Source organism: Sphingobium agrisoli (genome assembly GCF_041877245.1).
Classification (GTDB): domain Bacteria; phylum Pseudomonadota; class Alphaproteobacteria; order Sphingomonadales; family Sphingomonadaceae; genus Sphingobium.
In genome coordinates, this window is record NZ_JBHDJI010000004.1 from 233,865 (window position 1) to 254,949 (window position 21,085).

Annotated in this window: 20 protein-coding genes and 1 tRNA gene; 12 read left to right on the forward strand and 9 right to left on the reverse strand. The window is 65.4% G+C overall.

The window, feature by feature from the left end; genetic code table 11:
- Position 1 precedes the first annotated feature (1 nt).
- Positions 2-91 (reverse strand) — tRNA-Ser (locus ACETPF_RS09385).
- Positions 92-228: 137 nt separating this feature from the next.
- Between ACETPF_RS09385 and hspQ the strand changes: the two genes are divergently transcribed.
- From hspQ to ACETPF_RS09410, 5 genes are all read left to right on the forward strand, one after another.
- Positions 229-600 carry a heat shock protein HspQ gene (hspQ, locus tag ACETPF_RS09390; RefSeq protein ID WP_373934183.1) on the forward strand — a complete coding sequence of 124 codons (372 nt, stop codon included), beginning with the start codon at positions 229-231 and terminating at the stop codon, positions 598-600.
- On the forward strand, positions 557-1,291 hold the full coding sequence (locus ACETPF_RS09395) for a GDSL-type esterase/lipase family protein (protein ID WP_373934184.1): 735 nt from the start codon (positions 557-559) through the stop codon (positions 1,289-1,291). The genes hspQ and ACETPF_RS09395 overlap by 44 nt, the downstream gene beginning before the upstream one ends.
- 109 nt (positions 1,292-1,400) lie before the next feature.
- On the forward strand, positions 1,401-3,338 hold the full coding sequence (locus ACETPF_RS09400; protein WP_373934306.1) for an OPT family oligopeptide transporter: 1,938 nt from the start codon (positions 1,401-1,403) through the stop codon (positions 3,336-3,338).
- A gap of 70 nt (positions 3,339-3,408) precedes the next feature.
- Positions 3,409-3,588, forward strand: a complete 180-nt coding sequence (locus ACETPF_RS09405; protein WP_373934185.1) for a DUF3606 domain-containing protein — start codon at positions 3,409-3,411, stop codon at positions 3,586-3,588.
- Between the two features lie 52 nt (positions 3,589-3,640).
- Positions 3,641-3,826 (forward strand): hypothetical protein, encoded by a 186-nt coding sequence (locus ACETPF_RS09410; RefSeq protein WP_373934186.1) that lies wholly within the window; start codon positions 3,641-3,643, stop codon positions 3,824-3,826.
- 48 nt (positions 3,827-3,874) lie between these two features.
- On the opposite strand, the gene ACETPF_RS09415 is transcribed toward ACETPF_RS09410, so the two are convergent.
- Positions 3,875-6,205 (reverse strand): TonB-dependent receptor plug domain-containing protein, encoded by a 2,331-nt coding sequence (locus tag ACETPF_RS09415; RefSeq protein WP_373934187.1) that lies wholly within the window; start codon positions 6,203-6,205, stop codon positions 3,875-3,877.
- 118 nt (positions 6,206-6,323) lie between these two features.
- Between ACETPF_RS09415 and ACETPF_RS09420 the strand changes: the two genes are divergently transcribed.
- The gene (locus tag ACETPF_RS09420; protein WP_373934188.1) at positions 6,324-7,382 is read left to right on the forward strand and encodes a phytase; all 1,059 of its coding nucleotides are present in this window, start codon (positions 6,324-6,326) and stop codon (positions 7,380-7,382) included.
- Positions 7,383-7,402: 20 nt separating this feature from the next.
- Here the strand turns inward: ACETPF_RS09420 and ACETPF_RS09425 are convergent, their stop codons facing one another.
- From ACETPF_RS09425 to ACETPF_RS09435, 3 genes are all read right to left on the reverse strand, one after another.
- Complete coding sequence (locus ACETPF_RS09425; protein ID WP_373934189.1) at positions 7,403-10,054, reverse strand: M1 family metallopeptidase; 2,652 nt, start codon at positions 10,052-10,054, stop codon at positions 7,403-7,405.
- Positions 10,055-10,600: 546 nt separating this feature from the next.
- Complete coding sequence (locus ACETPF_RS09430) at positions 10,601-10,798, reverse strand: hypothetical protein (RefSeq protein WP_373934190.1); 198 nt, start codon at positions 10,796-10,798, stop codon at positions 10,601-10,603.
- Between the two features lie 58 nt (positions 10,799-10,856).
- A complete protein-coding gene (locus ACETPF_RS09435) occupies positions 10,857-11,678 on the reverse strand; it encodes a cold-shock protein (RefSeq protein WP_373934191.1) in 822 nt (273 codons plus the stop codon).
- Between the two features lie 281 nt (positions 11,679-11,959).
- Between ACETPF_RS09435 and ACETPF_RS09440 the strand changes: the two genes are divergently transcribed.
- From ACETPF_RS09440 to ACETPF_RS09455, 4 genes are read left to right on the forward strand one after another with little or no spacing between them, the layout of a single operon-like run.
- On the forward strand, positions 11,960-12,577 hold the full coding sequence (locus ACETPF_RS09440) for a ribonuclease D (protein WP_373934192.1): 618 nt from the start codon (positions 11,960-11,962) through the stop codon (positions 12,575-12,577).
- 19 nt (positions 12,578-12,596) lie between these two features.
- Entirely contained in the window at positions 12,597-13,247 is a 651-nt protein-coding gene (locus ACETPF_RS09445; RefSeq protein ID WP_373934193.1) for an LPS export ABC transporter periplasmic protein LptC, read from the forward strand.
- Positions 13,244-13,798, forward strand: coding sequence for an LptA/OstA family protein (locus ACETPF_RS09450; protein ID WP_373934194.1), 555 nt, complete (start codon positions 13,244-13,246; stop codon positions 13,796-13,798). The genes ACETPF_RS09445 and ACETPF_RS09450 overlap by 4 nt, the downstream gene beginning before the upstream one ends.
- 23 nt (positions 13,799-13,821) lie before the next feature.
- Entirely contained in the window at positions 13,822-14,115 is a 294-nt protein-coding gene (locus tag ACETPF_RS09455) for a hypothetical protein (RefSeq protein WP_373934195.1), read from the forward strand.
- Positions 14,116-14,123: 8 nt separating this feature from the next.
- Here ACETPF_RS09455 and ACETPF_RS09460 read toward each other — a convergent pair whose 3' ends face one another.
- The 3 genes from ACETPF_RS09460 to ACETPF_RS09470 form a co-directional block, all read right to left on the reverse strand.
- Positions 14,124-15,431 carry a sensor histidine kinase gene (locus ACETPF_RS09460; RefSeq protein ID WP_373934307.1) on the reverse strand — a complete coding sequence of 436 codons (1,308 nt, stop codon included), beginning with the start codon at positions 15,429-15,431 and terminating at the stop codon, positions 14,124-14,126.
- A gap of 181 nt (positions 15,432-15,612) precedes the next feature.
- Positions 15,613-16,278, reverse strand: a complete 666-nt coding sequence (locus ACETPF_RS09465; RefSeq protein WP_328276995.1) for a response regulator transcription factor — start codon at positions 16,276-16,278, stop codon at positions 15,613-15,615.
- Between the two features lie 47 nt (positions 16,279-16,325).
- Entirely contained in the window at positions 16,326-16,664 is a 339-nt protein-coding gene (locus tag ACETPF_RS09470) for a hypothetical protein (protein WP_373934196.1), read from the reverse strand.
- A 35-nt stretch (positions 16,665-16,699) separates the two neighbouring features.
- On the opposite strand from ACETPF_RS09470, the gene ACETPF_RS09475 reads away from it, so the two are divergent.
- On the forward strand, positions 16,700-18,229 hold the full coding sequence (locus ACETPF_RS09475; protein WP_373934197.1) for a DUF389 domain-containing protein: 1,530 nt from the start codon (positions 16,700-16,702) through the stop codon (positions 18,227-18,229).
- A 15-nt stretch (positions 18,230-18,244) separates the two neighbouring features.
- Here the strand turns inward: ACETPF_RS09475 and ACETPF_RS09480 are convergent, their stop codons facing one another.
- Positions 18,245-18,973 (reverse strand): SIMPL domain-containing protein, encoded by a 729-nt coding sequence (locus ACETPF_RS09480; protein WP_373934198.1) that lies wholly within the window; start codon positions 18,971-18,973, stop codon positions 18,245-18,247.
- A gap of 141 nt (positions 18,974-19,114) precedes the next feature.
- Here ACETPF_RS09480 and ACETPF_RS09485 point away from each other — a divergent pair, with 141 nt between their 5' ends.
- The gene (locus ACETPF_RS09485; protein ID WP_373934199.1) at positions 19,115-20,896 is read left to right on the forward strand and encodes an ABC-F family ATP-binding cassette domain-containing protein; all 1,782 of its coding nucleotides are present in this window, start codon (positions 19,115-19,117) and stop codon (positions 20,894-20,896) included.
- Positions 20,897-21,085: the final 189 nt, after the last annotated feature.

Consider the following 21,085-nt stretch of genomic DNA (forward strand, 5'->3'; position numbering starts at 1 on the left):
CTGGCGGAGAGGGTGGGATTCGAACCCACGGTACCCGTAAAGGCACACCGCATTTCGAGTGCGGCGCATTCGACCACTCTGCCACCTCTCCGCAGAAGGTCCGCGATGCGCCGTTTGCGGCGCTGCATCCCCGGTCGAGCGGCGGCCATTAGCGAATGAAAACCGGCTTGCCAAGCATAGCGCCGCTATTTTTCTTGTCTGCGCGCAACCGTTCCCTAAGTTAGGGATATGACAGATGTGACTCAGATTTTCGGCACCGGCATCACCGCTCCGCCGATCGTCCATGCCCGTTTCAGCATCGGCGATGTGGTCAAGCACCGCATGTTCGGCTTTCGCGGCGTCATCTTCGATATCGATCCGGTCTTCGCCAATAGCGAGGAATGGTATGAAGCGATTCCCGAAGCCGCCCGACCCGACAAGCACCAGCCCTTCTACCATCTGCTCGCCGAGAATGGCGAGTCGAGCTATGTCGCCTATGTCAGCCAGCAGAATCTGGTGTCCGACGACAGCGACGAGCCGGTCGACCACCCCGCCATCACCGGCATGTTCGGCGCCTATGCCAACGGCAAATATCGCCTCCGCCCGCTCCATCGCCATTAAGGCGGCACGATGGCGCGCGGGCGCACTGCTGCTGGCCGGCGCGTTGCTGGCGGCGGCGGCGCCGGCGCAGCCGCCCAATGCCGACCCGGCCTTTCCCTTCTCCAACGAGATCGAGGCTTTCGCCGGCGCGAACAATAGCGGCGCGATGGTGCGCGAAGGCGTCCTCTTCCTGGGAAGCTCGAGCATCCGCCTGTGGGACATAGCAGGCAGCTTCCGCGACCGCACAACCATCAATCGGGGCTTTGGCGGTGCGACCACTGCGCATGTGCTGCATTATTACAAGCGCCTCCTGCCCCCTGCCTCGCCGCGTTCCGTGATCGTCTATGTGGGCGAGAACGACCTTGCCGCCGGCACGCCGCCCGATGCGGTCAGTCGTAACGTGCTTGCCCTGCTCAAGCGGCTGAGGGCGGACTATCCCCGCGCGCCCATCGCGTTCCTTTCGCTCAAGCCCAGCCCGATTCGATGGACGCTGCGCCCCAAAATGGCCGCCGTGAACGATGCCGTCGCTGCGAAGGCCAAGGATATGGACGTCACCTATCTGGATGTCGGCAGCAGCCTGCTGGCGCCCGACGGCCTGCCCGACGCATCCCTGTTTCGGCCCGACGGGCTGCACATGAACGCACGGGGCTATGATCGCTGGACCCGGCTGGTCGACGCGTGGCTTGGCCGGGCGGGGCAGAAAGCCTCCTGATCCACTTTGCGATTGATCCACGGCCAAGCAACATTATTACCGTTCGCACGAAACGCATAGAAGGCAGGGGGACGCGAGGGTGACGACTGACAAGGCAGCAGGCCAGGCCATGGCCGAACTGACGATCCGTGGGGTCGTTCTCGGCGGCCTCATCACCCTCGTCTTCACGGCGGCCAATGTCTATCTGGGCCTGAAGATCGGCCTCACCTTTGCCACGTCCATCCCGGCGGCAGTCATATCGATGGCGGTGCTGCGGCTGTTTTCGACCGGCACGATCCTGGAAAACAACATCGTCCAGACGATTGCATCGGCGGCCGGCACGCTGTCGGCGATCATCTTCGTGCTGCCCGGCCTCGTAATCATCGGTTGGTGGCAGGGCTTTCCCTATTGGCTGTCCGCCTGCACGATCGCGCTCGGCGGCATATTGGGCGTCATGTATTCGGTGCCGCTGCGCCGCGCGCTCGTCACCGGATCGGACCTGCCCTATCCCGAGGGCGTAGCGGCCGCCGAAGTGCTCAAGGTCGGCGCCGGATCGCGTGAGGGGCTGGAGGAGAACAGGCGCGGCCTTGCCGCCATCGTGGCGAGCGCAGCGGCCGCCGCGACCTTCTCGATCGTCGCCAAGACGAAGCTGATCGCGGAGGAAGCCGCGACCTTCTTCCAGTTCGGCGCGGGCGCGACCTCCATCTCGACCAGCTTCTCGATGGCGCTGATCGGCGTCGGCCATCTGGTCGGGCTGTCGGTCGGCGTCGCCATGTTCATCGGCCTGCTGATCAGCTGGGTCGGCCTTGTGCCCTACCTCACCGCTCCCCTGCCTGCCGGTGCCGACTTGGGCGAGATCGTTGGCACGGCCTTCCGCATGAAGGCGCGCTTCATCGGCGCGGGCACGATCGGCGTGGCGGCGATCTGGACGCTGCTCAAGATATTGGGGCCGATCGTCAGCGGTATTCGCTCGGCGCTCGTAGCCAACGCGACACGCAAGGCGGGCAACGCCGCCAGCCTGGACATTACCGAGCGCGACCTGCCGATCGGCATCGTCGGCGGCGTGATCCTCGCCAGCCTTGTCCCCATCGGCGTCCTGCTCTGGATCTTCGCGCAGGGTGGGCCGATCGCCGCCAATCCGGTGCCAGTGATCGGCCTGACGCTTGCCTATGTGCTGGTCGCGGGCATCGTCATCGCGTCCGTGTGCGGTTATATGGCCGGCCTGATCGGCGCGTCGAACAGCCCGATCTCCGGGGTCGGCATCCTTGCCGTGCTCGGCGCGTCGCTGCTGCTGGCCGCGCTCTATGGCGCAGGCGGTGATCCCACGCAGACCCAGGCCCTGATCGCCTACGCGCTCTTCACCACCGCAATCGTATTCGGCATCGCCACCATCTCGAACGACAATCTCCAGGATCTCAAGACCGGCCAGCTCGTCGGCGCGACGCCGTGGAAGCAGCAGTTGGCGCTTGTGCTGGGCGTGATCTTCGGGTCGCTGGTGATCCCGCCGGTGCTTGACCTGCTCAACAGCGCCTTCGGCTTCGCCGGCGCGAGCGGCGCGGGCGCCAATGCCCTGCCCGCCCCGCAGGCGGCGCTCATCTCCGCGCTGGCGAAGGGCGTTCTGGGCGGCGATCTGGATTGGACCCTTATCGGCATCGGCGCGGGCATCGGGGTGGTAGTGATCGCCATCGACGAGGCGCTCGGTCGCGCCGGCAAGCTGCGCCTGCCGCCACTTGCCGTGGGGATGGGCATCTACCTGCCGATGGCGCTGACGCTGCTGATCCCGGTCGGCGCGGTGGTCGGCCATCTCTACAATCGCTGGGCGCTGCGCCAGTCCAGCCCCGAATTCGCCGAGCGCATGGGCGTGCTCATGGCGACCGGATTCATCGTCGGCGAAAGTCTGTTCGGCGTCGCCTTCGCCGGCATCGTGGCGGGTACGGACAGCGACGCGCCGCTCGCGCTAGTCGCAGAAAACGGCTCGGCCGTGCCGCTTGCCATCCTGATCTTCGCGGGCGTCATCGCCGGTCTCTACGCCCGCCTGAGGCGCTGGGCGTCCGACCCCCTGTCCTAAAGGGAAGCGGAAAAAGCGCCTCGTTTATGCGCTTCTGACGATCCGGCCGGAAAGTCAGAAGGGTTGCCACATGAATGACGATCAGCGCGCCGACCGCGTGACGATCGAGTCCGACGCGTCGGTGCTGTACTGGACCTATCGCTTCAACGTTTCGCGGGAGGAGCTGGAAGAAGCGATCGACGCCGTGGGCGACAGCGCCGCCGCCGTCGCCGCCTATCTCAAGGTCGATCCCGCCGCGAACCGGGGATAGGAAAGCGCGCCGGCGCGTTTCCCCTCCTTCGCACCACGCACGGGAGGTTGCCATGCCGCAGGATGACGCACCGCATCCCACTAACCAGGACGATGACGACGCGCCCGCGCCGGAGCAGGGCTCGCCGGAGGGCGATCCGCAGGACGTGCCGGCCGATGCCGCCGCGCAGGTTGAAAAGGGCGAACCGGCGCAGGTCAATCCGCTAGCCCCGCCCGGCAATTCCAAGGCGGGAAGCTGAACGCAAAAAGGGGCCGCGCATCAGCGCGGCCCCCTCAACGTCAGTGTGTCAGAATGCCATGCGAGCGATCAGCTGGAAGACCGGGCCGGCCTTCTCGCTTTCAAGCTCATATTCGTCGAAGTCGCGGTCGATCTGGTCGGCCAGATTGTCGAACTTGTTGAAGCGCTCGCGCTTCGCGCCGTTCAGCAGGTTCGATCCCACCGCGCGGATGGTGAATTTCTTGCCGAAGCGCTTTTCAACGAAGACTTCCAGCTCCGCGCCATAGGTCGTCGTCACCTCCTCTGCGATGACGCGGCTATAGGCCGTCCCCTGCTTGCGATAGGTCGCGCCGAACGCTGCGCCAAAGCTCGGAAAATCCTGGATGAAGCCGAAATTATAGACATATTTCGACTGATTGTTGAAGCGCCGCTTGCCCAGCTCATCGCGGATCTCGCTGTCCAGCCAGGAGAGGTTGCCGAAGAGGCCGGTATTGGGCAGGCCGATGAAGCCGAGATCGGTCGACAGGTCGAACTCGACGCCATAAACCTTGCCATCGCCGACATTGCGCGGGGTATAGACGAAGGTGCCCTCGCCTTCCGACCCTTCCTCGCCGGTATTGGTCAGCTCGATCAGATCCTTGACGTCGCGGTAGAAGAAATTGACGCCAACGATGCCGCGCGCGCCCATGCGATGCTCATAGCCCAAGTCGATACCCCAGGCGCTTTCCGGGTCCAGCCGCGGATTGCCGAGCAGATCGCTGTCGCCGACCTCCTCTTCCAGCGTCGACGGCAGGATATAGTCGAATTGCGGCCGGCGCAGCGTGCGCGCGACCGATCCAATCAGCCGGTCATGATCGGTCAGTGACAGCTTGAACGAGGCCGAGGGGAGCAGTTTGCCATAGCTGTTGCGCTGGTTGGCGTCCGCCTCATCCACCGTATAGTCGGTGATGTGCACCTTGGTATGTTCGTAGCGGACCCCCGCTTCCCATTTGAAACTCGCGGTGGCGCCCTCCACCAGCGCAAAGATGTCGCGCCGCTTCTCCTTGATGCGGTTGTCACCGCCATCAATCGCTTCGGGTTCTTCGAACGCCTCCGCCAGTTCGGTGGGGTTCCTTTCGAACTGGTCCCAGGCGAAGCTGCCCTCGCTTTCCTGTTCCGCCTCGAAAATGCCGGTGCGACGGACCTTGTCCTGGTAGAAACCGCCGACCACGAACTTCATCGTCTCACCGAGCGGAATTTCGTGGTCGAGCTTAATCGAAAATTCCCGGTCCTTGATGTCGGTCCGGGTCAGCGTGCCCTCGAATTCGGGGTCGTCGCCTTCGTCGACGTCAAAGCCGATCTCATATTCGGTCTCGCGGCGATCCTCGATGAACTTGGCATAGCCGACGCGCAGCGACGTCTTTCCCGCTGACCAGCTCTGCGTGAGCTTGCCGTCGATCGAGAAATTCTCCTGGTCGATCTTCGCCACATTGGCATTGTCGCTCAGCAGATTGCCGACCGGCACCGGGCCCGTCACCGCAATCGGATCGTCATATTCGAAGCTGCGCTCGTCCTCGGTCCGGTCGGTCTTCACATAAAAGCCGTTGAGCTTGAAATTGGTGTCGCCCGCGTCGATCTCGTAGCTGCCGTTGAAGCTGTAATCCTTGCCATCGCGGGTGTCGGTCTGATCCTCGCGGTTGTCGAAATCGTCGACCGCATAGTCGGGATTATTCTCCGGCGAATCGCCGTAGCGCAGGCTTTCCTTCTTCTTGGGATTATGACGCCCCTGAAGATTGCCCCCCAGCAGCAGCCGGCCCGGCCCGACCGCACCGCCCCAGACGAAGCCGAGGCTCGGCTCCAGTTCATTGTCGTCGTAGATCAAGCCGCCGGCGCGGACATAGCCACCATTCAACTCATAGCCGTCGCGCAGGTTGATGTTGAGCGTACCCGCGATCGCATCGCCAGTGCGGCGCGCCGAGGAGGAGCGCACGATCTCCACGCTGTCGATCAGTTCGGCGGGGATGCGGTCCATGAAGAAGCTGCGGTCGGCCGAGGAACCGGGGACGCGCTCGCCGTTGATGAGGATCTGGGTATAGCCGGGCGGCAGGCCGCGCAGCTGTGGCGCGTCGCTTTCGATCACGTCGGACAGGAAGGTGACGGACGGCACGCGCTTCAGCGCATCGCCGGCGGTCAGCGGCTCGAAGCGCTGAAAATAGTCGGTGCCATATTTCAGCACGGGTTCGGGGCTGTCGGTGCGGTCGCGATAGCCGATGCCCGCGATGACGACGATGTCGGCGGCATTGGTAATCGAATCGTCGCCGCGTGCGATTTCGTCCGATGTCGCCGGTGCCTGCGCAAGAGCTGCTGAAGATATCAGCGCGAACGGCGCGCATCCGAGCATGAGCCACTTATTCGCGGTCATAACTTTCCCCTATTTTGGTGCAATGGTTTGACGCGCGAGCCGCTTCTTGTATTGGCCCGTCTCGAAGCGCGGCTAGGAGTTGTTCATGACCAGATCACGAAACTTTTGTTTCAATCCGATGACTATGCTGCCAGCGATTGTGACATTTTGTGGCTGCGTAGCGACCGAGCAAGACGTTCCGGTCGCCGTGCGCATCGCTAACGCCACCCCGGCAGTCACCGTGACCGCGCGCGGCGAGACGACCCCGGTGGGTACGTCAAACGCCGACGCGGCAGACGATCCGGCGATCTGGCGGAATACCGCCGATCCGGCGCAGAGCCTGATCGTGGGCACGGACAAGAAGGCGGGGCTCTATGTCTATGGGCTGGACGGCACGACCCGCGATTTTCTCGACGCGGGGCGGGTCAATAATGTCGATCTCAAGGATGGCGTGGCCATCGGCGGCGCGGATGGCATATTGGTCGCGGCGTCCGATCGGAACGACATCACCCAGGCCAAGGTCGCGCTGTTCCGGCTCGATCGCGCCACCGCAAAGCTGACCGCGTTGGGGAAGATCGATGGCGGCAGCGGGGAAGCCTATGGCATATGCCTTGGCCGGGACGAATCCGGGCTATCGGCCTTCATCGTGCTCAAGGACGGCACCATCAATCAGATCGCGATCGATGCGTCCGGCGCGACGCCCACCGGTACGATCGTGCGCACGATGAAGCTGGGCACGCAGGCGGAGGGGTGTGCGGTCGATGACCGGACCCATATCCTCTACGTCGCCGAGGAGGATGTCGGGCTGTGGCGGTTCGACGCCCGCGCCGGCGGATCGACCGCCCCCACCAAGATCGCGGCGGCGGACGGCAAGAACCTGGTCATGGATGCCGAGGGTGTGGCCATCGCGCCGGCGGGCGAGAAGGACGGCTATGTCATCGTCTCCAGCCAGGGGGACAATGCCTATGTCCTCTACCGGCTGTCCGACGACGCCTATGTCGGACGGTTCCGGATCGTCGATGGGGCCATCGGCGGCGCGGAGGAGACCGACGGGATCGAGTTGATGCTCGGCGACTTCGGGCCGAACTATCCCGGTGGGCTGTTCATCGCGCAGGACGGGCATAACGCCGCCGCCGCGCAGAATTTCAAGCTCGTCGCGTGGGACGATATCGTCAAGGCGCTGGGGCTGCCGAACTAGCAGCCCCAGCCCTTTTCCGCTTACCGCTTGGCGGCGAACCAGGCGGTGAGCGGGGCTTTCAGGCGCGCGCGCGTCTCGATCCGGGTCTTGATCGCCGAGATGGAGCGATCGACCACCTTGCGCGATTCGGGCGTCAGATACTGGGTCGCATAGGCGTCCAGCTTCGTCACCATCGCCGGGTCGGCCGATCCGCCGCCAAGGCGGGCAAGTGCCTGGCTACGGGCCGATACGTCGATCATCGCCTCATATTGGGTGCGGTGCACCAGCACATAGTCGACCGCGAGCATCGGGTGCTCGCCACCCACCTGCGCGATGATCGCGGCGCTGGTGGTCTTGCCCGGTTCGTCGGTCATGGCGAGGTCGAGCGCCTGCGCGCCGAGCTTCTCGTCACGCGCCCCGCCGAGCAAGCCGTAGAGCGTGCTCTTTTCCAGATCGGTCTTGGCCCCCTTCGCCATCGCGCGCAGCTTGTCCCAGGTCGCCTGATCGGCGTTCTTGGCGATGATCGAGAGCCAGACGTTCCGCAGCGGCCCGTCGAGCGCGGTGGGATCGGTCGCCAGCGCGGCGAATCGGCGATTGGCTTCGGCGACGACGCCCTTGTCGCCCATATCGCCCAGCGTCGAGACCAACGCCGAACGAAGCACCGGCACCTGCGGCCCTTCGCCCGGCTTCACATCATAGCCGATGCCATTGAGGACCGGGGTCAGCTTGGCCGAGGCATAGGCCAGCACGCGGGCCTGCGCCGCCTTGTCGCTTTCCAGCATGGCATAGGCGCTGTCGAGATAGCCCGGCACTTCGGCAAGCACGGCGGGGCTGGCAGTCGTGGGCACCGCGTCCACCAGGTCGAGCGCCAGCCCGATCGGCTGATAGCCGCCCAGGCCCAGTGCGAAATTGTCGGCGAGAAGCCCGGTCTGGTCGATACTGGCGAGCTTCGTGAAGTCCTTCGCCAGCGCCTTCACGTTCGCTTCGGGGTAGAGCGAGCGATAATAGCCCGTCTGGCCGGCATTCACGACATAGGCGCCGCAGCCCGGCAGGGTCAGCTGCCCCTTGCCCTGGAGGATCAGCCGCTGCGCGTCGCCGCCCACGGTCTGCGCCTTGACCGGCACGTTCCAGCTCAGGGGCGCCTTGTCCTTCTGGTCGCGGCTGAACTCGCTCTGGCTTAGCGTCAGGACGGTCTGGCCACCCTGACATTGGGCGCTGTCGACCTTGACCAGCGGGATGCCGGGCTTCGAAGTGAAATCATGCGCGATGCTGACCAGGCCCTTGGCCCCTGCCCCCTCAACCGCCTTCCACAGGTCGTCGGTAACGGTGTTGCCGTAAGCATGGGCCTTCATGTAGCTGCGGATACCGCTGCGCCACACATCCTCGCCGGCATAGCCCTCCAGCATGGTGATGACCGCTTCGCCCTTTTGATAGGTGATGGCGTCGAACGCCTGGTTCACCTGATCGACGGTGGTGATCTTCTGCACGACCGGATGGGTCGTGGCGAGCGCGTCGAGGCTCATCGCCGCCTCGCGCCCGTCGACGCGGGTCAGCAGCATTTCCCAGCCGGGTTGCAGCTTGTCCGTCACCTTGGTCGCCATCCAGCTGGCGAAGCCTTCGTTCAGCCACAGATCGTCCCACCAGGCCATGGTGACGAGGTCGCCGAACCATTGGTGCGCCATTTCATGCGCGACGGTTTCGTAGATGCGGCGCTTGGTCGCTTCGGAGGTGAAGCGCGGATCCACCAGCAAGGCCCGCTCGAAGGTGAAGATCGCGCCCCAATTCTCCATCGCGCTGAAGAACTGGCTCTGGCCGGGGCCGGCGACATTATCCAGCTTGGGCAGCGGATAGGGCACGCCGAAATAGTCGTTGAAATACGGCAGGATGGACGCCGAGGCGTCGAGCGCCAACTGCGCCTTGCCCGTATTGCCCTTGCCGGTGATGACGCCCACTTCGGTCGCGCCCGCCATCTTGGTCGCGCGCTCCAGTTCGCCCAGGCCGAAGAACAGCAGGTAGGACGACATTTTGGGGCTGGTGCCGAAGGTCACTCGGGTCTTGCCGCCGCCAAGGTCGGTCGAGCCTTTGACCGGCATGTTGCCGACCGCCAGTTCGCCGGTGGGGATGACCGCCGACAGGTCGAACGTCGCCTTGTAGCTGGGCTCATCCCAGCTCGGTACGAAGCGGCGGGCGTCGGGCGCCTCGAACTGGGTGAAGAGGGCGCGCTTCGCTTGTCCCTCATTATTGGTGTAATCGAGCGCGAACAGGCCGTTGGCCTGCTGGTTGATGATGCCGGCATAGGCGATGGCGAGTTTATAATTGCCGGGCGCGAGCGGCTTGCCGAAATCGAGCGTGACGGTCTGCGCGTCGGCATCGACCTTTGCCGTGCCCTTGATCGGCTTGCCCTTGGCGGGGGTCAGGGTTACGTCGCCGATGCTCAGGTCAGCCGCGTTCAAGACGAGCGTCGGCAAGCTCTGGCTGACGGTCACGTCGATCGCGACCTTGCCCGTGAACTTCAGGTTGGCGGCGTCGGGCGTCACCTCGATCGCATAATGGCTGGGCGCAGCGCCGCGCGGCAGCTGGGTCGTGATGGTGGCGGCAGGGCCGGCGGGCTGGGCCGGCTGCGCCAGCGCGGGCGCGGCGATCGCCAGCGGTGCGGCGGCGACCAGCAGCGGCAGGATTTTGGTGAAGGGCATAGGTGGGACTCCGACACGTCGTGGGACTGCGCGCCGGATTAGGGCGCGCGCGATGAACGCGGGATCAACCGTTTCGCTGCATCGGTCAAGCGATGGCGATCCGCCATTATGTCGTTGGTCGAATGTTGTTGGCCGTTTGTCAAACAGGATCGCGGGGCGGATGGCGGCTGCGCGGCGGTTCCTACGAAGTATACAGCGTGGCGGGGGTCAAGCGCCCGCGACGCGCCCGTGACGCGCCACCGACGCGTTCGCGACGCGCCTCTTCCTACAGAGGGGCGGGATTCTTCGTGCGAGGGGCGCAGTGGGTGAGGCATCGACCAGGATGGAGCACAACAAATCCTATTAGGAAAGGGCTTGTCGCTGTGGTGGCCGGGCGGGCGAAGGCAGCGGGATGCCGGGTCGAGCCCGGCATGACGAAGGAGGAGCGATCAAGTTTACCTTTATCGTGCGCTGGCGCGGGAGGCCAGCTCAGAGCGCGAGACCGGACCTTGGCGTGCGCCGGGGCGCAGCGCACTCTGGCCCATACGGAAATCGTGCAATTCGCAATCAAAGACCGCGCAGGAGATGGAAGAGCCACATCAGCCCGAACATGGCGGCGGCAATCAGAATCAAGCAGCCGATAGGATGCATGGTAACGGTGCAGCCGGGGTTGTGATCCCCCCGACGCTCCTCCGCCTTCCAAATTTCCTCGTCCGTCAGTGTGCTTCTCCACCGGAACCCAACAAAAAGGGAGGCGACCCGCATTGGCGCCTCCCTTTCGCATCCTCTCCCCTGCGCGAACAGGGATGGTAGGCCTTGAGCCTTATTCGGCCTTCGACTGGAGGTTCACCGCCGCATATTTGCCGCGACGATCGACTTCCAGCTCGAAGTCCAGGCGGTCGCCTTCGTTGAGCGCCGACATGCCGGCGCGCTCGACGGCGCTGATGTGGACGAAGGCGTCGGGCTGGCCGTCGTCACGCTGGATGAAGCCGAAGCCCTTCATGGCGTTGAAGAACTTGACCGTGCCGCTGGCGCGCTCACCGGTGAGCTGGCGCTGCGGGCCGCGATCGCCGCCGCCGAAGCCGCCGCGATCGGGACGATCGCCGAAACCGCCGGCGCGGGGTTCGCGCGGAGGCGCGCGATCGGTCACCGGCAGGGGCTCGCCCTCGATCACCAGATCGGTCGCCGACACCTTGCCACCGCGATCGACCAGGGTGAAGCCAAGCGGCTGGCCTTCGGCAAGACCCGTCAGGCCCGCCTGCTCGACCGCGCTGATATGGACGAACACGTCCTCGCCGCCGTCATCACGGACGATGAAGCCGAAGCCCTTCTGCCCGTTGAAGAATTTGACGACGCCTTTGCCTTCGCCGACGACCTGGGCGGGCATGCCGCGACCACCGCCGCCGAAACCGCCGCCGCCGCCACCGAAGCCACCGCCCCGGTTGCCGCCGCCAAAGCCGCCGCCGCCGCCGAAGCGGTCACCGCCGCCGAAGCCGCCGCCGCCACCGAAACGATCACCACCGCCGAAGCCGCCACGATCGCCACCAAAGCCGCCGCGATCACCACCGCCGTAGAAATTGTCGTCGCCGAAACCGTCGCGCTTGTCCTTGCCGCGCCCGCCGCGGCGACCTCTGTCAAAACTCATGCCCTGTTAGTCACTTTCGCTTCGCCCCAAGACACATTGGACAAACATGTCGGGCGAATGACATGCAGAATCCACCGCAATCGCGCGGTTTGGGAATCACTATATCAACTTTTCACGGAGGCGCGAATGATTTTCACCAAAGCGATCCCGTTCCGTTCCATTTGTCGCGCCCGTTGCGCGCAAGGCACAATTCGTCGCGCATACGAGGCGTTTCGGCCAGAATTCGAGCGGATGCAACGGCTCGATTGCGGTTGCGCCGCTTTCCCCATAGAGGGAAAGCCATGACCGTGCATTTTCATGAAGAAGACCTGCCCGAGGGCGTGCTGGCCCCCGGCCCCATAGCCGTCGACACCGAGACGATGGGCCTGATCACCCCGCGCGACCGCCTGTGCGTCGTCCAGATCAGCGACGGCAAGGGCGACGAGCATCTGATCCGCTTCAACCCCGGCAGCGATTATGCCGCGCCGAACCTGAAGGCCGTGCTGGCCGATCCTTCGCGGCTCAAACTCTATCATTTCGGCCGGTTCGATATCGCCGCGATCCAGCATTATCTGGGCGTGGTCGCGGCGCCCGCCTATTGCACCAAGATCGCCTCGCGCCTGATCCGCACCTATACCGACCGCCATGGCCTGAAAGAACTGGTGCGCGAACTGCTGGGGCAGGACATCAGCAAGCAGCAGCAGTCGAGCGACTGGGGCGGGCCGGTGCTGTCCGACGCGCAGAAGGATTATGCCGCGTCCGACGTGCGCTACCTCCACCAACTCAAGGCCGAGCTGGACAAGAGGCTGGTGCGCGAAGGACGGATGGACCTTGCCCAGGCCTGTTTCGATTTCCTGCCGCACCGCGCCGCGCTCGATCTGGCGGGCTGGCCCGAGATCGACATTTTCGCGCATATGTAAAGGGGAGCCGACCGGGTCCATGTCCGTCCAGGCCGATCAGCAACGCGACGTGCGCCGCCAATGGGCGCGGCCGGGCGGCAGCCATGACCGGATGGTGGGGCTGCTGAAGAACTGGCTGCCCGTCGCGGTCGGCGTGCTGGCGGCTTTGCTGGCGACCGCGCCCTTCACCAATGGCGACAAGGTCAGTTTCGTGCTCGACAAGAACAAGGTCGAGGTGGCGAAGGACCGGATGCGGCTGACCGAGGCGCTCTATCGCGGCGAGGACAGCAAGGGCCAGCCCTTCTCGCTGCGCGCCGGGAGCGCGGTACAGAAAAGCTCGCGCGAGCCGATCGTGGATTTGAACGACATGTCGGCACGCATCCTGCTGTCGGACGGTCCTGCGCTGCTGACGGCGCAGAGGGGCCGCTACGACATGGACAGCGAGCGGGTCGGGATCGACGGGCCGGTGCAGTTCGAGGCGGCGGGCGGATATCGCCTGACCACCCGCGACGTCGGCGTCGACCTCAAGACGCGGCGCATGAAGAGCGCGGGGCGGGTTGACGGGCGCATCCCGATCGGCACTTTCAGCGCCGATCATCTGGAGGCCGACATGGGCGCGCGGACCGTGACGCTGAACGGTCGCGCCCGCTTGCGTATCGAGCAAAATGGCCTCAAAGGGCAGAAGCGATGAAGCCTTTCCTGATCCAGCTATCGACCGGCCTGATGGGCGCGGCCGCCATGATGTTCGCCAGCGCGGGCGCGCAGGTGTTCCGCAACCATGACAGCAACGCGCCGGTCAACTTCACCGCCGACCGGATCGAGGTGCAGGACCGCGCCGACCGGGTCGTCGTGTCGGGCAATGTCGAAGTGACGCAGGCGGGCATGACGCTCAATGCCGCGCGCATGACGGTGGCGTACAGCAACAAGCCGGGCAGCGGCGGCGGGGTGGACATCAACCGCATCGATGCGTCGGGCAATGTCGTGGTGACCAAGGCAGATCAGACCGCGCGCGGCAATGTCGCCATCTACGACCTCAATTCCAAGCTGATCACCATGCTGGGCAACGTGTCGCTGACGCAGGGGTCCAACCGGCTGACCGGCGGGCGGCTGGTCATGGATCTGAACAGCGGACGCTCCACCGTCGATGGCCGCTCTTCGGGCGGCAGCGGCGTGCCGGGCGCATCGACCAGCCCCAGCGGCCGGGTGTCGGGCACGTTCACCGTGCCGCAGCGCAACAATTGAGCCGCTCGCGCGCTTTGAGGGACATGCGTAGATCCAACCCCTTTTCGCTCGCCCTCGATTGCTGGAGCCTTGGCATGGAGGCGAGTTCGGTGATCGGCATGCGCCTGCCCAAGCTGATGGAGGGCAACGCCGCCGCGATGACCGAGGCGCAGCGGATGGTGAGCGAGAAAGTGGAGGCGGCCGCGCTGCTCCAGTGGAAGCTGATGACCGGGGGCCTCGGCCAATCCGGCCCGGCGGTGATGCGCGCATCGGTCGCCCATTATCGCAAGGCGGTGCGCAAGAACCGCCGCAGGTTGAGCAAGCCCGCCAAGGACTGAAAACGGCCCTAGGCCGAGGGCAGGCGCAATCGCACCAATAGCCCGCCCAGATCCTCGCTTTCCTCCAGCGCGACCGCGCCGCCATAGATTTCCGCCACATCACGCACGATGGCAAGACCGAGGCCCGTCCCCGGCTTGCCCGAATCAAGCCGCACCCCCCGGTCGAAAATCCGCACCCGATCGGTCTCCGGGATGCCCATGCCGTCATCCTCGACCAGGATTTCGACCATGCCCGCGCTGCGCGCCACCACCGTCGCGAACACGCTGCCGCCGCCATATTTGGCCGCATTCTCGATAAGGTTGCCGAGCATTTCGTCGAGATCCTGCCGCTCGACGCGCACCGCCGCGCCCTTGTCGCCGTCCATGTCGATCCGCACGTCGGGATAAAGGCGCTGCACCGCCCGCTCGACAGCTTCCAGGCTCGCCCAGACCTCGGCCCGGCTCTGCGCCGCGCCGCGCCGTCCCACCGCGCGCGCGCGCGCGAGATGATGGTCGACCTGCCGCCGCATCGTCGTCGCCTCGCGAATGACCGTATCGCCAAGGTCCGGCGCCTTGGCCGTCGCGGCGTTCATGATAACGGTCAGCGGCGTCTTGAGCGCATGGGCGAGGTTGCCCGCATGCGTCCGCGCTTCCTCCGCCTGGCGTTCGTTATGAGCCAGCAGCGCGTTCAACTCCTCGACCATCGGCAGCACCTCGGCCGGCATCGGTTCGGTCACGCGGCTCTTCTCGCCGCCGCGCATTCGCACAATCTCCTGCCGCACCTTGCGGAGCGGCCGCAGCCCGTAGATCGTCTGGAGGCTCGCCAGCACGAACAGCCCCAGCGCCAGCAGCGCGAAGCTTTGAAACAGGGTCGACCGCAGCGTCTTGATCTGCCCGTCGAGACCAGCGCGGGCCTGCCCCACCATGAACAGCCATCGGGTATTCGACCCCGGCAGGATCACCGTACGCTCCATGATACGCAGATCCTCGCCGGGAAACTGCTTGCTGTTATAGACGTGCAGTTGCCGGTCATTATGGGCCGCCGGCACCTTCAATGCCCGGTCCCAAAGCGAGCGCGAGCGCCAATCCTCATGACCCTTGGCGCTGATCTGGTAATAAAGGCCGCTATTGGGCTCCAGGAAACGCTGGTCGGCGAGTTCCCGGTTGAACAAGACCTCCCCGTCCGGGCCGATCTCCGACGCGGCGATCATGGCGGTCAGCACATAATTCATGCCATCGTCGAAATTGCGCGTGATAGCGTCCGCCAGCACCCGGTCCAGCGCGACGCCCCCGCCGATCAGCAGCAGGCTGATCCACAGCGCGGCGATACCGATCATCCGGCGCGTGATCGAGCCGGTCGAGCGGACGGTGGTGGGGGATGCTGGATCGCTTGCCAAAAGGCCGTTCGCCCTGAGTAGCCACTGAGCGAAGTCGAAGTGGCGTATCGAAGGGTTCGTGCGAGGTGCTTCGATACGGGATTTCGACTTCGCTCAATCCCTACTCAGCACGAACGGTGGATTATCTGCCCGGCTCGTCCAGGCTGTAGCCGAGGCCCCGGATCGTGGTGATGACGTCCGCGCCCAGCTTCTTGCGGATGCGCGTCACGAACACTTCGATCGTGTTGGAATCGCGGTCGAAATCCTGGTCGTAGATATGCTCGATCAGCTCGGTGCGGCTCACCACCTTGCCCTTGTGGTGGAGCAGGTAGGACAGCAGCTTATATTCCTGCGCCGTGAGCTTTACCGGATCGCCCTTCAGCGTCACCTTGCCCGATCGCGTGTCCAGACGCACGTCGCCCGCCGTCAGTTCGCTCGACGCATTGCCCGACGCGCGGCGGATGAGCGCGCGCAGCCGCGCGATCAGTTCCTCGCTCTGGAAGGGCTTGGCAAGATAGTCGTCCGCGCCCGCGTCGAGCCCCGCGACCTTGTCCGACCAGCTGTCGCGCGCGGTCAGCACCAGCACCGGAAAGGCGCGCCCTTCCTTGCGCCATTTGTCGAGGACGGTCAGGCCGTCGATCGTGGGCAGGCCGAGGTCGAGCACCACCGCGTCATAGCTTTCGGTCGAGCCCAGGAAATGCCCGTCCTCGCCATCGGTCGCCAGATCGACGGCATAGCCCGCGCCCTCCAGCGTGTTCCTGAGCTGCTGGCCCAGGCTCGGTTCATCCTCGACGATCAGCAGACGCATAGGCTTTTGTCCGTTTCTGTTGTGACGCTCGCGACGGCTCGCCCCTTTTAGCGCGCCATGCCGATGATATCGCCTGTCCGGCCGTCCGCATCAACCCACATGACCTTGCCGTCGCGCACATATTTCAAGCGATACCGGTTGGCGGCGGGGTTGAATTCACTGCCGACATAGGTGGCGCCGCCCATCATCGCGTCGACGCGCCGCTTTATCATGGCAAAGGGCATGACCTGCCCGTCCAGCATCGCGCGCCGCGCCGCATCCTGCTCGTCGCGACGGCTGCCCGCCTGTGCCATCGGCATCGTCACCGCGATCGCCAGCGCCGCCACGATCGCGGAGGTCATCGTCTTCCGCTTCATATTCATGGGCATGGCATAGCCACAGCGCATTGAACAGGTGGTGAATGATGTGAACAAGCGGGCGGATGGTAACTGGCGGCGCGCTCGATTATGCGTCGGCCATGATGATGCAGGATGACAGGCCCGTAGCCGACCCGCCGCTCTGGCGCGCCGTTCCCCGTTGGTGGCGCAGCCATGTGATCCGCGAAATCGACCATCAGGCGGTGGTCGACCGCGTGCGCGAGGATGACGGCTGGACCCCCCGCTATGCCTTCATGATCCTCATGTCGGCCGGTATCGCGGTGCTCGGCCTTCTGCTGTCCTCGCCCGCCGTCGTCATCGGCGCGATGCTCATTTCGCCGCTCATGGGACCGATCGTCGGCCTGGGTTTTGCCCTCGCCACCGTCGATTCGCGCGAAATTCGCCGGACGATGATCGCGCTCGCCGCGGGCGCGCTCATCGCCATCCTCTTCACCGCCTTCATCGTCGTGCTCTCGCCGCTCCAGACCGTGACGAGCGAGGTCGCCGCACGCACCCGCCCCAACCTGTTCGACCTTGTGGTCGCGCTCTTCTCGGCGCTGGCGGGCGCCTATGCGATGATCCGAGGCAAGGCAGGCACGATCGTCGGCGTCGCGATCGCCACCGCGCTGATGCCGCCGCTCGCCACCGTGGGCTTTGGCGTCGCGACACTCAACGCGACCGTCGCGGGCGGCGCGTTTCTGCTGTTCTTCACCAACTTCGTGACGATCGCGCTGACGGCTGGCATCATGGCGCGGCTCTACGGGTTCGGCCGCGCGCTCTCGCCCCGGCAAAGCTGGATGCAGAGCCTTTTCATCGGGGCGATCTTCGTTGCGCTGGCGGTGCCTCTTGGCCTGTCGCTGCGGCAGATCGCCTGGGAATCCAGAGCCGCACGCGAAGCGCGGGACATCATCCGCAAGGAGTTCACCGGAGAAGCGCGCATTTCCCAGATCGATATCGATTTCGACGCGCGCCCGCTTGCGGTTACGGCCAGCGTCCTTACCAGCCGATACGAACGCGACGCCACCGCGCGCGCCAGGCGCGTGATGGCAGCCATGCTGGGTCAGCCGGTTGCGCTCGACATCGAACAAATCCGCGTGGGCGACGGTGCCGACACCGAGAATGCGCAATTGCTGGCGTCTCAGACCGCGCGGCGCGATGTTCAAGGGCAGGTCGATCGCCTTACCGATCGCCTGGCCCTGATCGCCGGCGTCGATGCTGACGCAGTCATCGTCGATACCGCGCGCAAGCGGGCCGTCGTCCGCGCGCGCCCGCTTCCCGACGCCGGCCTCGCCACCTATCATGTGCTGGAACAGCGCGCGGCGGCGACCGCGCCCGGCTGGACGGTCACGGTCGAGCCGCCAGTCCTGCACCTGCCTGACATTGCGCTCGACGGGTATGGCGCGCCCGCCGATCCCGATTCCCTCGCATTGGCCCTGTGGGCGGTGCAACGCGCAGGCTTGCCGATCGACATTGCCGTGCGCGGGACCGATCATGCCGCGTTGATCCGGCCCTTCGCGGATCGCGGTCTGGATGCGCGCCTGACGAGCGGTGCCAGCGCGGACCGGGCGGTCCTGCGCTGGCGCATCGCCGAATGAGGGATACTCAGCCCGTCATTTCTCCAGCGCGTACTGCACCGTCAGCGTCACCGAAGCGCTGACCTGCCCCGGTTCGACCGGCGTGACTGGCGCGGCGTCGGCCTTGAAGCTGCGCACCATCATCGGCATCGGCGGCTGGCCGCCGCTGTTGCTTTCGCTGATCGAAACCAGCCGCGCGGTGCGATAGCCCGCCGCCTGGGCGTAGAAGTCGGCCTGCGTCTTGGCGCTCTTGAGCGCCTGCCCCCGCGCCTGGACCAGCAGCGGCGAGGGATCGTCGATCGAGAAGGCGGGGCCATTGATGTTGGTCGCGCCCGCCGCCACCATCGCGTCGAGCGACGCGCCGACCCGCTTGATATCGCGCAGCTTGACCGTCAGCTGGTTCGACGCCTCATAGCCGATGAAACGCGGCCCCTGCGGCTGGCCGTCCTGATTGCTGTAATCATATTGGGCGCTGAGGTTGATGCCGCTCGTCTGGATGTCCTTCTTGGCGATGCCCGCCTTCGCCAGCGCCGCGATCAGCTTTTCGGTCTGCGCCGCATTCTGCTGCATCGCCGCCTGTGCGGTGGGCGCACGGGTCTGGACCCCGGTGCCGACTGTCGCCACATCGGGCGCGGCCTCGACACTTTCGGTGACGTTCAGCGTCACGACCGGCGCGGTTTCGGCGATGGTGACGCTGGTCTGCGCCAGCGCGGCGACCGGCAGCGCGGCGGCACCCAGGGCCATCAGGGCGAAAGCGGATTTCATGGGGGAAGTCTCCTTGAGCGGTGATGCCGTTCATTTGGAACGGCTGCGGTGAATGGACGCTGACGTGCGTTGAAAGCCGTGCGACAGCTTTGTGTTCCATGGCTCTTGCCCGCCCCGACCGGAGCGCCTAGCTGCACCGCCATGGCGGCTCCCATCCTATCCTTTGAAAATCTTGGCCTGAGCCAAGGCACCCACTGGCTGTTTCGCGGCATCGATATCCATGTCGGCCAGCGCGACCGGCTGGCGCTGATCGGCCGCAACGGCGCGGGGAAGACGACGCTCCTGAAACTGCTCGGCGGCCAGATCGAGGCGGACGAGGGCACGCGGTCCGTGCAGCCGGGCGCGCGCGTCATTACGCTGGAGCAGGACCCGGACGTCACGCCCTTCGCCACGCTCCATGATTTCGCGCTGGCGGGCGCGTTCGCTCCCCCCGCCCACGAGGTCGAGGCCATCGCCGACCAGCTCGGCATCGACCTCAGCCGCGAAGCGAAGACCGCGAGCGGGGGCGAGCGCCGCCGCGCCGCCATCGCCCGCGCTCTGGCAAGCGAGCCCGACCTGCTGCTGCTGGACGAGCCGACCAACCATCTCGACATCGCCGCGATCGACTGGCTGGAAAACTGGCTGGCGCGCTACAATGGCGCGTTCATCGTCATCAGCCATGACCGCGCCTTCCTGACGCGCCTGACCAAACAGACGCTGTGGCTCGACAGGGGGCAGATGCGCCGCAATGAAGTGGGCTTCGGCGGTTTCGAGCAGTGGATGGAAGCGGTCTATGCCGAAGAAGCGCGCGCCGCCGAAAAGCTGGACGCCAAGCTCAAGATCGAGGCACACTGGCTGGAACGCGGCGTCACCGCCCGGCGCAAGCGCAACCAGGGCCGGCTCGCCAAACTGTGGGAAATGCGCGCAGCCCGCGCCGCTATGCAGGGACCGCAGGGCACCGCCAAGCTCGCCGTCGCCAGCGACGACAGCAAGACGAAAAGCGTCATCAAGGCCGAGCATGTCACGAAGGCGTTTGGCGACCGCACCATCATCAGGGACTTTTCCCTGCGCGTGCAGCGCGGCGACCGCATCGGCATCGTCGGCGGCAATGGCGCGGGCAAATCGACGCTGCTGAAACTGCTCACCGGCGAACTGGCGCCCGACAGCGGCGAGGTGACGCTGGCGAAGACGCTCGACATGATCTTCATCGACCAGCAACGCAGCCTGATGCAGGGCGACAAGTCGGTCCGCGACATATTGGCCGAGGGCGGCGACTGGATCGACGTGCGCGGTGTCCGCAAGCATGTCCATGGCTATTTGAAGGACTTCCTGTTCGACCCGTCGCTGGCCGAGGCGAAGGTCGGCACGCTTTCGGGCGGGGAGCGCTCGCGGCTCCTGTTCGCGCGGGAGTTCGCCCGCGAATCCAACCTGCTCGTGCTGGACGAGCCGACCAACGACCTCGACCTGGAAACGCTCGACCTGCTTCAGGAAGTCATCGCCGACTATGACGGGACGGTGCTGATCGTCAGCCATGACCGCGACTTTCTCGATCGCACGGTGACGGTGACTTTGGGCCTCGACGGCAGCGGCACGGTGGACGTGATCGTCGGCGGCTATGCCGACTGGGTCGCGAAGCGCTCGCCCGCCCGCGCGCCGAAGGCGGAAAAGAAAGAGGCCGCGCCGCCCCCGCCGCCCAGGCCGGCGTCAGCGAAGCTCAGCTACAAGGACCAGCGCGACCTCGACCTGCTGCCGAAGCGGATCGAGGAACTGGAAGCGGCGATCGCAAGAGACGAGGAGGCGCTGGCCGACCCGGCGCTTTACACGCGCGATCCCAAGCGGTTCGCGGCGCTGACGAGCGCCATCGAGAAGGCGCGCGACGAAAAGGACGCGGCAGAGGAGCGCTGGCTGGAACTGGCGGAAAAGGCAGAGGGGTTAAGCACCTAATCCACCAATGTCGTCACCCCGGACTTGATCCGGGGTCACGCTTCTTGGCCGGAAGGAAGCGGGATGCCGGGTCAAGCCTGTCCTGAGCCGGTCGAAGGGTCCGGCGTGACGAGGAATGGCGACGTAGGGCCATGCGAAACCTGCATTAGCGAATTTTCGCTGTCTATGGTCGAGCGATAGCGGCTAGCC